Here is a 15,500-nt window from a genome sequence, read left to right as displayed (position 1 = left end):
TTTTTTCCGATTAGGATAATCACCTGAGTAAAATTTGTTGTTTGGAGGAAGAGAAATGCGTACTTATGTGAAAAAAATAGCTTACCCAATGTTCATGCTGTCCTTACTTATTTTATCCTATTTGGCGCCTTTATTATCAGTCATCACAGCCAATGCGGACACCGAGGAGAATCCCAAAACAATCCTATTTCAAAACGAAAAGGGCATAGCGCAAGTGACATCATTACCAGATCCTACCACAGGGGAGATCACTTGGACGATCCAAGTAGAAAAGAATCAACAAGCAGCAAATCAACTGGCATTCAGCTTGAGTGAAGGGGAACAAACGGTTCTGCCGAACTCGATTCAAAGCAGCGGCACGCCATTTACATATGATCCGCAAAGACAGCAGCTGATGGAAGAAACCGCTAGCAGTTCTTTTAGCCAAATGACGCTAACGTTTCAAACAAAAAGTCTTCAAACATTGACAATCAAATCCGCCTTTCTTCAAACAGATGAAAAAAATGGACAAGTGAAAGAAGACATCATCAACACAACAGATGTAGCAGTTGTTCTACCTGAAAATGAATCCACAGAAGCAACGAGTACAGAAGCCGTACTTTCTGATACTCAGGATCAAACAGAGGCTTCTGAAAAAAAGGTTGTATCAACAAGCAGCGAGTCACAACAACAAACGGCGTCAAATACTGCATCAAAAACCATAGAATCAACGCCTGATACCCAAGCAAGTGCGCCAGCAGCTTCACAACTTTCAAGTGGGGGCATTTTTAAAAATGATGTTCCTGAAGTTGATGACGCACTTCTAGGAGAAGCGCAATATTTTCATATTTTTGCTAACCATGCGACGCTAAATACACACACGAACGGAAATTTGGCCGTTGGTGAATTAAACGGAAATGTCAATTTTGGGACCAGTATTCAGGATGGTTCTTTGCCAACAGAAATCAATTATATTCAAAAGGTCAATTCCATCGCAAACTCTTCTTTTGTATCAGGAAGTGATAGTAGAAAAAACAAAGTTGTTTTTGGCCCATCAGTCACAGTAGATTTAGCAGATCAAAATCAGCAACCTGCCGTTTTTGTAAATGGTCAGAGAATGGATCACTTGAAGACTTCCGAAGTTTTTCAAGATCAATCCGTGAGTGAGCCTTATATAGACTTTGAACAGGCATTTTCAACGTTACAGGCGACGTCAGAAAGACTGGGAGCTTATCCGCAGACACCCGGTGTAACCAAGGATTTCACTGATAATAATCAGCGGGTCATCAATACAGCCGATGCCGAAGATGAGACACAAGCGGTTGTTTTGACCTTGACAGACGAACAAGGAAATCCACTTGATGATGGTGTTTACGAACTTCAAAACAACAAGACGCATAAGGAAGTCGATGAAGAAGTCACAAATAATGATGGGCAGGTGATCGAAGCTGGTCTTCCAGAGGGAGAATATTCCTTTGTGGAAACGGAAGCGCCAGACGGCTATCTGATTGATAAAAAACCCATTTCTTTTTCAGAAGATACAATTGCGAAAGAAGATCAAAAGGTTGTTGTTTCTCTTTCAAAAACGGAATTAGAAAAAGATACGCCAATCACCATTAAAGGGCTAACAAGAGGAAATACGCCTGTGATCATCAATGTGGACACTGAGGGAGCCAGCACCGTTAATGTTAAGTCCCAAATCAAACTAGAATATACGGATGGTACGTCTCGTAATAGCCATGAAACAGAAGAGTTTGATGATGCTGTTATCTTATGGAATTTTGTTGACCAATCAGAGGGCCAAACGATTTCGATTAATAGTCCATTCCAAGGAACCATCTTGGCTGTTGGTGATACAGTCGATGTCCATCAAAATGTTGACGGCAGTATCATTGCTGATACAGTGCTGGTCAACGCAGAAACCCATCGCTGGGATCTGCAAGCAAATGAAACAATCGTGCCGACTATTAAACTAGCTGCCATGAATCAATTACTTTCTTTTGATACAACGACAATCAGCGGGACCAAAACGTGGGATGATTATGACAACAAATTCAATACCCGTCCGACAAGCATTATGGTTCAATTATTGCAAAACGGTGAAGTATTCCAAACAAAAACGGTTACCCAAAGTAAAGAGGGGGACTGGCATTATGAATTTACTGATCTACCGAAAACTGACGAATCTGGTCAGACTTATGAATACACAATCCAAGAAACACCTGTTGAAGGGTATTCTACTAAAGTAAACGGTTATGACCTGGTCAACACGTACCGCAATATTGAAACGACAGACGTAGCTGGAACAAAGACATGGAAAGACTACGATAACAAATTCGAAACAAGACCAGAAAGCATCACTGTCAAGCTGATGCAAAATGATAAAGAAATCGACAAGCAAGTCGTAAAAGCAGATAACCAAGGCGACTGGACTTATCACTTTGAGAATCTGCCTAAGTATGATGAAAAAGGTCAAGCATACACGTACACGATCCAAGAAGAAAAAGTTTCAGGTTACACCACTGAAATCAATGGTTATGACCTAGTCAACACCTATCGCAATACTGAAACGACAGACGTAGCTGGAACAAAGACATGGGATGACTATGGCAACAAGTTCAATACCCGCCCTGAAAGCATCACTGTCGACTTAATGCAAAACGGTAAAGAGATTGACAAACAAACCGTAAAAGCTGATAAAGAAAACAACTGGACCTATCACTTCGAGAATCTGCCTAAGTATGATGAAAAAGGTCAAGTGTACACCTACACGATCCAAGAAGAAAAAGTGCCAGGTTACACCACTGAAATCAATGGTTATGATCTAGTCAACACCTACCGCAATACTGAAACGACAGACGTAGCCGGAACAAAGACATGGAATGACTACGATAACAAGTTCAATACCCGCCCTGAAAGCATCAGTGTTGACTTAATGCAAAACGATAAAGAGATTGACAAACAAACCGTAAAAGCTGATAAAGAAAACAACTGGACTTATCACTTTGAGAATCTGCCTAAGTATGATGCCGAAGGAAAAGCGTACACTTACACGATCCAAGAAGAAAAAGTGCCAGGTTACACCACTAAAGTCAACGGCTATGATTTAGTCAACACGTACCATAACACCGATACAACAGACGTAGCTGGAACAAAGACATGGAAAGACTATGATAACAAGTTCAATACCCGCCCTGAAAGCATCACTGTCGAATTAATGCAAAACGGTAAAGAAATCGACAAGCAAACCGTAAAAGCAGATAAAGAAGGCAACTGGACCTATCGTTTTGAAGATCTGCCAAAATATGATGAGAAAGGTCAAGCGTACACCTATAGCATTCAAGAAGTGGCTGTCAAAGGATACAGGTCAGAAGTCCATGACTATGATTTGTTCAATACTTATGTCGAACCAAAAACGCCGAGAACGCCTAAGACACCGAATGATCCTAGCGGTCCCAAAGTACCAACACCTTCTGACAAGTCTGATAAACCGAAAAAAATAGCTGGAAACGCCGAGCAAAAGCTGGATGACAAAAAGAACCAGACAGAGTCATCACAGACAGATAATGAAAAACGATTGCCAAAGACAAATGAGGAATCCTCTTATGAACTAAGTGTTCTTGGAAGTATTTTACTCACCATGATCGCCTTCCTATTCTATAAACAGAAACATATTTAACCAAACAAATCTTTGTACTGCTCCTTCGCTAGAAGTCAGTACAAAGATTTTTTCTTAAAAAAGTATAGGACTTATTTAAGACTTGCGACAAAACTTTGGCTGAAAACCGGTGTAAATGGTAAACTAAAATGAAGGGGGGATCCTATGGTTTGGCTATTGCTACTACTGCTAATTTTTATTTTTTTGGTGTACTATGTATATCGCACGTCTGTGATGAAAAAGGGCGTACGCTATTTTGTTTCGGCAATTATTATGCGTAACAATGAATGGTATGAAAAAGAAGGCAGAAAGAAACTGGGGATTCCATACAAAGAGCGGATCGCGAAAAGCAGTTCGGCTTTTTGGTCACAAGGTTCGGAATGTACGGTAACGACCACCGATGATCTGATCCTGAGAGCAGAAGTCTTTGATCAGTGTGCTAAAACGTGGGTGATCTGCTTGCATGGGTATCGCAGTGATGGGCAAGCAGACTGTCAAGATGCGGCCGAGAAATTCTGGGCTGCGGGTTACAATGTTTTAGTTCCTGATTTGCGTGGACATGGCCGTAGTGAAGGCAAAGAGATCGGCTTAGGGTGGCTAGATCGGATGGATCTGCTTTTGTGGATCGATAAGATTTTGGAAAAAGACCCACAAACCCAAATCTTCCTCTATGGTTTAGGGATGGGAGCGGCGACTTTGCTGCTGGCCAGTGGAGAAGTCATGCCGGTGCAAGTTGCGGGTTTGATCTCAGACAGCAGTTATACGTCCGTTTATAGTGCCATTCGGGCAAGTCTACCACAATTTTCTCGGTTACCCGTCAAGCGCTTTTTGCGATTAGCCAATCGTTACAGTAAACACTTAGTCGGCTACCCCTTCCTACAAATCTCAGTGACCCGACAAGTCGGCAGCAACCATTTACCTGTGCTGTTTTTACAAGGAGAAAAGGATACGTTTCTTTCTGAAAAAGAAATCAATACTTTAATGGAAGCAACGGCTGGTCCGAAACAAAAAGTCCTTTTTCCCAATATGGGACATTTACAGGCAGTTAAAGATGCCCCAGAATATTGGCCAACCGTTTTGCAATTTATTGAGAATATCAAACAAAAAACAGACATTGTCTGATAGAAAGGGCGAAAACAATGGAAATAAAAGAAGAAAACAAGCGTTTTGCTTTATATGATGGAGAAACAGAAATTGGTGAGATTACATGGCAAGAAACACCAGATGATGTACTTGAAGTTGATCACACCTTCGTCAACCCTGATTATCGTGGACAGCAATTGGCGCAAAAATTGCTCAAAGCAGTTGTTGAAAAAGCACGACGGGAAGAGAAAAAAATTATGCCTGTCTGCTCCTTTGCGGTCAAAGAGTTCAAAGAAAAACCAGAATATGATGACGTACTCGTTCGCTGATTTGAACGAAAGCGATCTATGAGAAAAAGGCTGTCAGAAAGGACAGTCTTTTTTTTAAACCGTCACGCAACGAGCAATGACAAAAAGGGAGTAGTAATTTCTAGCGGAAAATGCTAAAATAGAAAGGACGACTTTAGCAAGCAAGGAGGAGCTAACGTGTATAATATCTTATTAACTGCTGTAATTGTTATTTCGATTTTAATGGTCATTACGATCATGATGCAGCCTAGCAAGCAAAATAGTGCAGCTAGTGCCTTTACTGGCGGTGCGGATCAATTGTTTGGTAAGCAAAAAGCCCGTGGATTTGAAGCAGTGATGCAGCGCTCAACGGCCATTTTAGGGTTTGTTTGGATGGTCTTGCTCTTTATTTTGGCTTTTCTTTCATCAAACTAATCATTTTGCTAGTGAACCTCTCGTAAAGAGAGGTTTTTTTCTTTTTAAGGGGAAGATTTTGATCGCATTTGTCGAAGTATTCTTCTTAACTATGGTAGAATTGGACGTGAGGTGAAAGGAAACATGAAAACATTTAATCAACCAAAACCGGTTTTTGCTGAACACGGCAAGCGAGCAGTCATTTTGTTCCATGCCTATTCAGGTAGTCCTAACGATGTGCGTATGCTTTGTCGTTCGTTAGAACAAAAAGACTACACGGTTTATACGCCGATGTTTACTGGACATGGTACGCCCAATCCAGATGATATCTTAAATCAAGGGATGGCTGTTTGGCAGCAGGATGCTGCAGATGCAGTTACTTATGTAAGAGAAAAAGGCTATGAAGAAGTTGCCGTTCTTGGACTTTCGATGGGCGGGATTTTAGCGATGGATCGTTTGACACAAGATCCAACATTGATGGGGGGCGGACTGTTTTGTTCGCCATTATTTGAAACCAAGAATGAAGTGCCAGTCAATTTTGAAAAGTATGCTGAAATGGTCATACCCTATGCTGATTTAGACGAGGCGACCCAAAAAGAAATATTGGCAGAAGTCCCTCGTAAGGTCAGAGAGCAACTGCAAGGAATTGAAACAGTCGGACAAACCACAGCTGGGCATTTAGGGAAAATCGAGCGCCCAGTCTTTCTAGCACAAGCAGGAAAGGATCAAATGATCGAGCCACAGACGGTTTTCAAAACAGCAGGGGCACTGTCCCATGTTCCCTATACGCTTCAATGGTATCCCGAAAGCGGTCATGTGGTGACCGTTGGACCAGAACGGAAAAAATTAGAGCAGGATGTGTTTGCTTTCTTAGAAACACTTGCTTGGAAAGAGTGAGTTATGACAGAAACGATTAAAACAAAAATCATTCAGTTTCTCGAAGAAAGCCGCAAAAAAAGTTTTTCAATGGAAGAAATTGCTGAGGGTCTAGGACTTCAAAAAAGTACAGACTTTAAGAATCTTGTTCAGACAGTAGCGGCGATGGAACGAGAAGGCAGCGTGATTTTTAACAAAAAAGGCAAAGTGAAATTACCCATGAAACGAGTGTTTGTGGAAGGAACCTTCCGTGCCAACGAGCGGGGCTTCGGCTTTGTCACTTTGGATGAAGAAGAAGACGATATTTATATCCCTAAAGAAGCAACAGGCTATGCCATGGACGGCGATACCGTTGCTGTGGACATCGTGCACGTTGCGGATCCTTTCTCAGATCGTGGTGCAGAGGGGAAAGTCGTTGAGATCAAACAACGGGCCATCAGTCAGTTGGTCGGCGAGTTTACATTATTTGATGAAAAAGAGATCGAAGAGTCGGATCTATATGGCGTTGTTCAGCCTAAAGATAAAAAACTAAGTGAATTAAAGGTGTTTATTGGTGCTCAAGGGATTCGACCTGTAGATGGGAGCATTGTGATCGTTGAAATCAGCCATTACCCAGAAAAAGGTTATTCGAAAAGCTTAGAGGGGTTGATCACGAAAGTTGTAGGACATAAAAACGATCCTGGAATGGATATATTATCGATCGTCGTGGCGAACGGGATTCCAACAAAATTCGAGGAAGAAACCTTAGCAGCGGCAGACGCAGTACCAGATACGATCGATCCTGCCGACTTTCCGGAACGGCGGGATTTACGAGATCAACAGATTGTAACAATCGATGGAGCGGATGCCAAAGATTTGGATGATGCGGTGACCGTAAAAGCATTGCCTGACGGTAGCTTCTATTTGGGCGTGCATATCGCCGATGTTTCTTATTATGTGACCGAAAACAGCGCATTGGATAAAGAAGCGTTTGATCGGGGAACGAGTGTCTATCTTACGGATCGTGTGATTCCGATGATCCCACAGCGTTTATCAAACGGGATCTGTTCGTTGAATCCGAATGTCCCAAGGTTGACTATGAGCTGTGAAATGTGGATCAACCAAGAGGGGATCGTCACAGATTACAATATTTTCCAAAGTATTATTCAAACAAGTGCCCGTATGACGTATCAAGCAGTCAATCAAATCATTGAAGACAATGATCCAGAAACCACCAAAGAATATGCGGAATTAGTACCGATGTTCCATGATATGGCCGCCTTGCATCACGTGTTAGAAGCGATGCGCATCAAACGTGGGGCAGTTTCTTTTGAAGACCGAGAAGCAAAAGTCTTGGTCGATGGAGAAGGACACCCGCAAGAAATCGTTCTACGAGCACGGGGCGTCGGCGAACGATTGATCGAATCATTCATGTTGGCAGCCAATGAAACCGTGGCGCGTCATTTCAATCAGAAGCATTTACCATTTATTTACCGGATCCATGAGGAACCAAAAGAAGAGAAAATGCGCCGCTTCTTTGATTTTGCATCTGCTTTAGGGATCGTAGTCAAGCAGACCAATGGCTCGATCTCACCAAAACAATTGCAAAAAGTGGTTGAAGATGTCGCAGATAAGCCAGAGGCAATGGTTGTCAATACGATGCTACTAAGAAGTATGCAACAAGCGAAGTATTCTGAAGAAAACGTCGGTCACTATGGTTTGGCAGCGGAAGATTATACCCACTTCACGTCACCGATCCGTCGTTATCCCGACTTGATCGTGCATCGTTTGATTCGATCTTACAGTGAAGATGTCTCAGAAGCCAACCAAAACAAATGGGCTGAAATCTTGCCGGACATCGCGCTGCACAGCTCCCAAATGGAACGACGAGCAGTCGATGCAGAAAGAGAAGTCGATGCGCTTAAAAAAGCTGAGTATATGGCCGATAAAGTAGGAGAAGAGTTTGACGGTATCATCAGTTCCGTCGTTAAGTTTGGCTTGTTTATTGAATTGCCTAACACGATTGAAGGGTTGATCCATATCAATAATCTGAAGCAAGATTACTTCCATTATTTGGAAAACCATCTGGCACTTGTGGGTGAACGGACAGGCCTGACCTTTAAAATTGGTCAGAAAGTTCGCATCAAAGTCGTAAAGGCTGATCCAGAAACAAGAGAGATCGATTTCGAACTGGTAGCAGCAGAAGAAGTTGAAAAACTGCAAGCACCAAAAGCCAACAAACGTAACAACAATCAAAAAAATGAAGCTAGCCGCCGTGGAAAAAAACAACGAAACCCTGAGAAAAACCAAGGGAAACGCTTTGAGCAATCAGGCAAAGGCAAGCCGAAAAAAGCTGGCAAAGTGAAAAAGAAAAAACCTTTTTACAAAGGAATCAAGAAAAAATAATTGGAGGGATGGCCCGTGCCTAAAGGAGAAGGGAAATTAATCGCCCAAAACAAAAAGGCCCGCCATGATTACACGATCCTCGATACGATCGAAGCGGGGATCGTCTTACAGGGAACAGAGATCAAAGCGATCCGTAACAGCCGGATCAATTTGAAAGACGGCTTTGTACGCATTCGTAACGGTGAGGCATTCTTAGTCAATGTGCATATCAGTCCTTACGAGCAAGGAAACATTTTTAATCACGATCCATTGCGGACGAGAAAACTGTTGCTACACAAAAAGCAGATCGCTCGTCTGATTGGCGAAACAAAAAATACCGGTATGACGATTGTGCCATTAAAGGTGTATATCAAGGATGGTTATGCCAAAGTTTTGATTGGTTTAGCGAAAGGAAAACGCGAATATGACAAGCGGGAATCCTTGAAACGCAAAGATCAAGAAAGACAAATTGACCGAGTTCTTAGAAATTTCTAATTTTCTAAGAACTTCTTTTAGAATCCGATAGAGGTTATTGCTTTGAAAATCACGCTAAATTTGGTAGCATTTAAGGGAAAGCTGTTGATATAACAGGCTTTTTCTTCCACATAGCGACACGAGGATTTTTCAATTAATTTAGGATTTTTGGCATTGTGAGTTTTTTGTCTAATTTTCTTGAAAATGCTTTGAAATTTTCCATTCGTGGTGGTATGATACCGATTGTTATGAGAGGAAACGCATTGTAACACCAGATTTTTTTCTGGAGATGACAGGAAAAGAGGTGAGAAAGATTGGAAGATAAATCGCTTATGTTTCATATCGGTCCTATATGGTTTGATGGAACTGTAGCTATGATGACAATCATTTCTTGTATTATTGTTTTTTTGGTGGTCTTTATTTGTACACGTAACCTGCAAATGAAACCGAAAGGGAAGCAGAACTTCATTGAATGGGTCATTGACTTTGTTCGTGGCATCGTGGCGGACAATCTACCAGGATCTCAAGTGAACAACTTTCATTTGCTCGGTGTAACAATGTTTCTTTTTGTGTTTGTGGCAAATGAGATCGGCTTAGTCACAAAAATCGTGACGACAGATGACATTACCTTATGGAAAAGTCCGACAGCAGACCCGTTTGTTACATTGACACTTGCACTTATGGTTATTTCCTTGACACATTTCTTTGGGATCAAGTCGTTGGGCTTCAAAAATTACTTGATCAATTCGTATCTGAAACCGGTGGGCTTTTTATTGCCGCTAAAAATCATCGAAGAATTTACGAATGTCATCACGTTAGGCTTGCGTTTATATGGAAATATATTCGCTGGTGAAGTGTTATTAGGATTGATTGCCAACATGTTTATTAGTCTTGGTTGGTGGTCATTGCCGATCGTGATGCCGCTAGAAATGATCTGGATTGGCTTCTCGCTCTTTATTGGAGCGATCCAAGCTTATGTATTTGTTACATTGACCATGGTATTTATGAGCCACAAAATCGTGGCAGAACATTAATCGAATCGACATACAATTAGGAGGAAAAAAGAATGAACTTTATTGGAGCAGGATTAGCAATTATCGGAGCAGCAATTGGTGCAGGGTATGGTAACGGACAAGTAATCGCAAAAACAATCGAATCAATGGCACGCCAACCTGAAATGTCAGGTCAACTACGTTCAACAATGTTTATCGGGGTAGCGTTAGTCGAAGCTGTACCGATTCTAGGGGTAGTTATCGCGCTGTTATTAGTCTTCCGATAAGACGAGCACGAAAAGGCAGAAACGAACAATTGCACTCGTTTTTGCTTTTTTCTAATGAAACAATGACTTTCAGAAAGGAAGAATCGTTATGCTAAATCAGTTGGTTATAGCGGAAGTTCAAAATCCAATGCTTGGCAATATTATCGTTGTCAGCGGGTCAATTCTTCTTTTGCTATTCTTATTGAAACATTTTGCATGGGATGCCATCAGCAGCATGATGCAAAAACGGGAAGATAAAATCGCCAATGATTTGGATTCAGCGGAACAATCACGCTTGAATGCAGCAAAATTAGAAAAAGAACGCCAAGAAAAATTGGCACGTTCTCATTCTGAAGCTGCGGAGATCATCAAGAGCGCCAAAGATAGCGGGGAATTGAGTCGGCAAAATATTTTGAGCGAGACCAAAGAAGAAGTGGCTCGTTTGAAAGAAAAAGCAAACTCAGATATCACCCTTGAAAAAGAAACTGCGTTAAAAGAAGTGAAAGATGATGTTGCAGAACTTTCGCTTCAAATCGCAGAAAAAATCTTAGGCCGCGAATTGACTCCCGAAAATCATGAATCCCTAATCAATCAATATATCGAAGGATTGGGTTCAGTTAATGAAACTCGATAAATTCACAGTGGGAAAACGTTATGGAAAAGCGTTGTTCGAATTGGCGATGGAAGAACAGCGCTTGACAGAAGTTTACCAAGAATTATTGACCTTGCGTCAGATTTATCAGGAAATTCCAACATTCGGCCAAATCGTGACCGATAACCGTTTGGATCTTCATGAGAAAAGACAATTAGTCGATCAATTGCTGAAGGGCTTTGAAGGTTTAGTCAGAAATTTCTTGGAGATCGTTTACGAATATGATCGCATGGATGATTTATTGCTGATCATTGATGAATACGAACGTCGTTACGATGAATATCAAGGTCTTGTTCTCGGAACGATCACAACGGCTGTTGCTTTGTCAGCAGAACAAAAAAGCAAAATCGAAAAGCAAATCGCCGATAAGCTTGGGTACAAGCAGGCACAATTGAAAGAAACGATCGATCCAACGATTTTAGGCGGTGTCATCGTTGAAGCAAATCATCAAGTGATCGACGGTAGTATTAAGAGCCAACTGGATTATCTGCGACAAAAAATCGGCAGATAAACAAGAGATAAGAGGTGAATCGGATGGCCATCAAAGCAGAAGAAATTAGTGCCTTGATCAAAGAGCAAATTAAAAATTATCAGAACGAACTTTCTGTAGAAGAAATCGGTACTGTCACATATGTTGGGGACGGGATCGCCCGCGCCCACGGTTTAGAAAATGCCATGAGTGGAGAACTGCTTGAGTTTTCAAACGGTTCTTATGGGATGGCACAAAACTTAGAGTCAAACGATGTCGGAATCATCATCCTAGGTGATTTTGAAACCATTCGTGAAGGGGACAAAGTAAAACGAACCGGTAAAATCATGGAAGTTCCTGTCGGCGATGCATTAATTGGCCGGGTAGTAAATCCATTAGGGCAACCAATCGATGGTTTAGGTCCGATCGAAACAGATAAATCACGCCCAGTCGAAGCAGCTGCACCAGGTGTTATGCAACGGAAATCCGTTTCGGAACCAATGCAAACAGGGTTGAAAGCTATTGATGCTTTAGTACCAATCGGTCGTGGCCAACGGGAATTAGTCATCGGTGACCGGAAAACCGGAAAAACAACGATCGCTATTGATGCGATCATCAACCAAAAAGGGCAAGACATGATCTGTATTTATGTCGCAATTGGCCAAAAAGATTCAACTGTTCGTGCACAAGTGGAAACATTGCGTCGTTACGGGGCCCTTGATTACACGATCGTGGTCTCAGCAGGTGCTTCACAACCAGCACCACTGCTTTATATCGCACCTTATGCGGGGGCTGCGATGGGGGAAGAATTCATGTATAACGGCAAACATGTTTTGATCGTCTTTGATGACTTATCAAAACAAGCGGTCGCTTATCGTGAACTTTCTCTACTTCTACGTCGTCCGCCAGGTCGTGAAGCATACCCAGGGGATGTCTTCTACTTGCATTCTCGTTTATTGGAACGTGCAGCGAAATTAAGTGATGAACTAGGTGGTGGATCGATGACGGCATTGCCGTTTGTTGAAACACAAGCAGGGGATATTTCAGCCTATATCCCAACCAACGTGATTTCTATCACAGATGGACAAATTTTCTTAGAAAACGACCTTTTCTATTCTGGTGTTCGTCCTGCCGTAGCGGCTGGATTATCCGTTTCACGGGTTGGTGGTTCTGCGCAGATCAAAGCAATGAAAAAAGTTGCCGGTACCTTGCGTTTGGACTTGGCTAGCTATCGCGAACTAGAGGCCTTTACGCAGTTTGGGTCTGATCTAGATGCTGCAACACAAGCCAAATTAAACCGCGGTCGTCGAACCGTTGAAATCTTGAAGCAAAAACTGCATGAACCACTGGCAGTAGAAAAACAAGTCGTGATTCTTTATGCCTTGACGCATGGATTCATTGATAGTGTACCAGTCAATAAACTATTGGACTTTGAAGCAGAATTATTTGAATATATCGAAGCAAATGCAGCGACGATTTTTGAAACCATTCGGACAACGAAAGACTTGCCAGAAGAAAGCTTGTTAGATGACACCATTAAAGCATTCAAAGATATTTTCATGGCATCCAACGGTTCTCGGGTGACACCCCAAGATAAAATATCGACAATGCAAAACGCATAAAAAGAGGTGAGAGAAAATGGCTGCTTCATTAAATGAAATCAAGCAACGAATTGCCTCAACAAAAAAAACCAGCCAAATCACAAAGGCCATGCAAATGGTTTCAGCTGCAAAATTAACAAAATCTGAAGCTCATTCGAAACAGTTTCAAGTGTATGCCAACAAAGTACGTGAAATCGTTACGCATTTAACTGCGCAGCAGCTTTCCGATCTTGCAGGTTCTGGTCCAAAAGATGGTGTGAACTATAACAGTATGTTGGTTAGTCGTCCGGTCAAACGCACAGGCTACATCGTCATCACTTCTGATGGCGGTCTAGTGGGCGGCTACAATAGTTCCATCTTGAAGCAAATGATGACCATGCTGGATGAAGACCATGCAAAAGAAGAAGAGTATGTCATGATTGCCATTGGTGCAACTGGCGCTGACTTTTTCAAAGCACGGGGCATCAATTTGGCGTACGAGCTAAGAAACCTTTCGGATCAACCAAGCTTTGACGAGGTGCGTAAAATCGTAACATTGGCGACAACGATGTACCAAAACGAAGTCTTCGATGAATTATATGTGTGTTATAACCATCACATCAACTCATTGACTAGCCAATTTCGTGTGGAGAAAATGTTGCCGATTTCCGATCTAGATCCTGAAGAAGCCGAAAGTTATGAACAAGAATACTTGTTTGAACCTTCCAGAGAAGCAATTTTGAATCAATTACTGCCTCAATACGCTGAAAGCTTGATTTATGGTGCGATTGTTGACGCAAAAACAGCCGAGCATGCTGCCGGAATGACAGCGATGAAAACAGCAACAGATAATGCCAAAAATATTATTGGGGACTTGACGATCTCTTATAACCGAGCGCGCCAAGGAGCGATCACCCAAGAAATTACTGAAATTGTGGCGGGGGCATCCGCGTTAGAATAGTTTCAAGAACGAATGGAGGAATACGAATGAGTTCAGGCAAGATTGTTCAAGTCATTGGTCCCGTTGTTGACGTGGAATTCTCTCTAGACCAATCATTACCAGATATCAACAATGCGTTGATTGTTTACAAAAAAGATGAGCAGAAAACAAAAGTTGTGTTAGAAGCTGCCTTAGAACTTGGCGACGGCGTTATCCGTACGATTGCCATGGAATCAACAGATGGCTTACAACGAGGAATGGAAGTAATCGATACAGGCGCCTCCATTTCTGTTCCAGTTGGGACAGAAACCTTAGGACGGGTGTTTAATGTCTTAGGGGACACCATCGATTTAGAAGCACCGTTTCCTGAAGAAGCACCCCGCAGTGGGATCCACAAAAAAGCTCCTGACTTTGATGAATTGTCAACAAGTACCGAGATCCTTGAGACTGGGATCAAAGTTATCGACTTATTAGCCCCTTATTTAAAAGGGGGGAAAGTTGGTCTTTTCGGTGGTGCCGGTGTTGGTAAAACTGTCTTGATCCAAGAACTGATCCACAACATTGCCCAAGAGCATGGGGGGATCTCTGTCTTCACAGGTGTTGGTGAACGGACACGTGAAGGAAACGACCTTTATAATGAAATGAAAGAATCTGGCGTTATCGAAAAAACAGCCATGGTGTTTGGACAAATGAACGAACCACCAGGTGCCCGGATGCGGGTTGCCTTGACTGGGTTGACCTTAGCGGAGTACTTCCGCGATGTAGAAGGACAAGACGTGCTCTTGTTTATCGATAATATCTTCCGATTTACTCAAGCTGGTTCTGAAGTATCTGCCTTACTAGGTCGGATGCCTTCTGCCGTTGGATATCAACCGACACTAGCAACCGAAATGGGACAATTGCAAGAACGGATCACTTCAACAAAAAAAGGATCGGTTACTTCTATTCAAGCAATCTATGTTCCTGCCGATGACTACACGGACCCGGCACCAGCGACTGCTTTTGCCCATTTGGATGCAACAACCAACTTGGAACGTAAATTGACTGAACAAGGGATCTATCCAGCTGTTGATCCGCTAGCTTCTTCTTCTAGTGCGTTAGCACCTGAAATCGTTGGTGAAAAACACTATGAAGTAGCGACTGAAGTACAGCATGCGTTGCAACGTTATCGCGAACTACAAGACATCATCGCTATCTTAGGGATGGATGAGTTGTCTGATGAAGAAAAAACGTTAGTGGCTCGTGCGCGTCGGATCCAATTCTTCTTGTCGCAAAACTTCCACGTAGCGGAACAGTTTACTGGACAACCTGGTTCTTATGTACCAGTTGAAGAAACGATCAAAGGCTTTGCTGAGATTCTTGAAGGGAAATATGATGATCTTCCAGAAGAAGCCTTCCGTAGTGTAGGACGAATTGAAGACGTCATTGAAAAAGCGAAAAAAATTGGCTATTAATTAACCAGCCTT

General features: G+C 42.2%; 14 protein-coding genes. All 14 read left to right on the top strand.

Going from position 1 to position 15,500, the window contains the following annotated elements; genetic code table 11:
- Nucleotides 1-55 precede the first annotated feature (55 nt).
- The 14 genes from IGJ17_RS12505 to atpD all read left to right on the top strand — a co-directional run bounded on the left by IGJ17_RS12505 (nucleotide 56) and on the right by atpD (nucleotide 15,488).
- Nucleotides 56-3,658, top strand: coding sequence for a Cna B-type domain-containing protein (locus IGJ17_RS12505; RefSeq protein WP_429961463.1), 3,603 nt, complete (start codon nucleotides 56-58; stop codon nucleotides 3,656-3,658).
- A 144-nt stretch (nucleotides 3,659-3,802) separates the two neighbouring features.
- Nucleotides 3,803-4,759, top strand: a complete 957-nt coding sequence (locus IGJ17_RS12500; protein WP_005234368.1) for an alpha/beta hydrolase — start codon at nucleotides 3,803-3,805, stop codon at nucleotides 4,757-4,759.
- Between the two features lie 17 nt (nucleotides 4,760-4,776).
- Nucleotides 4,777-5,049: a GNAT family N-acetyltransferase gene (locus IGJ17_RS12495; RefSeq protein ID WP_005234370.1), complete on the top strand. Its 273-nt coding sequence runs from the start codon at nucleotides 4,777-4,779 to the stop codon at nucleotides 5,047-5,049.
- Nucleotides 5,050-5,205: 156 nt separating this feature from the next.
- The gene (gene secG / locus IGJ17_RS12490) at nucleotides 5,206-5,442 is read left to right on the top strand and encodes a preprotein translocase subunit SecG (RefSeq protein ID WP_005228700.1); all 237 of its coding nucleotides are present in this window, start codon (nucleotides 5,206-5,208) and stop codon (nucleotides 5,440-5,442) included.
- Between the two features lie 123 nt (nucleotides 5,443-5,565).
- A complete protein-coding gene (locus IGJ17_RS12485) occupies nucleotides 5,566-6,318 on the top strand; it encodes an alpha/beta hydrolase (protein ID WP_429961462.1) in 753 nt (250 codons plus the stop codon).
- A gap of 3 nt (nucleotides 6,319-6,321) precedes the next feature.
- The gene (gene rnr / locus IGJ17_RS12480) at nucleotides 6,322-8,682 is read left to right on the top strand and encodes a ribonuclease R (RefSeq protein WP_005234372.1); all 2,361 of its coding nucleotides are present in this window, start codon (nucleotides 6,322-6,324) and stop codon (nucleotides 8,680-8,682) included.
- Between the two features lie 15 nt (nucleotides 8,683-8,697).
- Nucleotides 8,698-9,156 (top strand): SsrA-binding protein SmpB, encoded by a 459-nt coding sequence (gene smpB, locus IGJ17_RS12475; protein ID WP_008380870.1) that lies wholly within the window; start codon nucleotides 8,698-8,700, stop codon nucleotides 9,154-9,156.
- Between the two features lie 293 nt (nucleotides 9,157-9,449).
- Entirely contained in the window at nucleotides 9,450-10,169 is a 720-nt protein-coding gene (atpB, locus tag IGJ17_RS12470) for a F0F1 ATP synthase subunit A (RefSeq protein ID WP_008380872.1), read from the top strand.
- Between the two features lie 32 nt (nucleotides 10,170-10,201).
- A complete protein-coding gene (gene atpE, locus IGJ17_RS12465; protein ID WP_005228705.1) occupies nucleotides 10,202-10,414 on the top strand; it encodes an ATP synthase F0 subunit C in 213 nt (70 codons plus the stop codon).
- Between the two features lie 88 nt (nucleotides 10,415-10,502).
- Nucleotides 10,503-11,027, top strand: a complete 525-nt coding sequence (gene atpF / locus IGJ17_RS12460; protein ID WP_005228706.1) for a F0F1 ATP synthase subunit B — start codon at nucleotides 10,503-10,505, stop codon at nucleotides 11,025-11,027.
- Nucleotides 11,014-11,556, top strand: coding sequence for a F0F1 ATP synthase subunit delta (locus IGJ17_RS12455; RefSeq protein ID WP_005234375.1), 543 nt, complete (start codon nucleotides 11,014-11,016; stop codon nucleotides 11,554-11,556). The genes atpF and IGJ17_RS12455 overlap by 14 nt, the downstream gene beginning before the upstream one ends.
- A gap of 23 nt (nucleotides 11,557-11,579) precedes the next feature.
- Nucleotides 11,580-13,136, top strand: a complete 1,557-nt coding sequence (atpA, locus tag IGJ17_RS12450; protein ID WP_008380876.1) for a F0F1 ATP synthase subunit alpha — start codon at nucleotides 11,580-11,582, stop codon at nucleotides 13,134-13,136.
- 16 nt (nucleotides 13,137-13,152) lie between these two features.
- A complete protein-coding gene (locus IGJ17_RS12445) occupies nucleotides 13,153-14,055 on the top strand; it encodes a F0F1 ATP synthase subunit gamma (RefSeq protein ID WP_005228710.1) in 903 nt (300 codons plus the stop codon).
- A 26-nt stretch (nucleotides 14,056-14,081) separates the two neighbouring features.
- Nucleotides 14,082-15,488, top strand: a complete 1,407-nt coding sequence (atpD, locus tag IGJ17_RS12440; protein ID WP_005234377.1) for a F0F1 ATP synthase subunit beta — start codon at nucleotides 14,082-14,084, stop codon at nucleotides 15,486-15,488.
- The last annotated feature ends 12 nt before the right edge of the window (nucleotides 15,489-15,500 follow it).

This window comes from Enterococcus sp. DIV1096b, assembly GCF_050498765.1.
Taxonomy (GTDB): domain Bacteria; phylum Bacillota; class Bacilli; order Lactobacillales; family Enterococcaceae; genus Enterococcus_D; species Enterococcus_D entomosocium.
The sequence above is the reverse complement of the archived record's forward strand: the minus strand, read 5'-3'. Positions and strand labels throughout refer to the sequence as shown.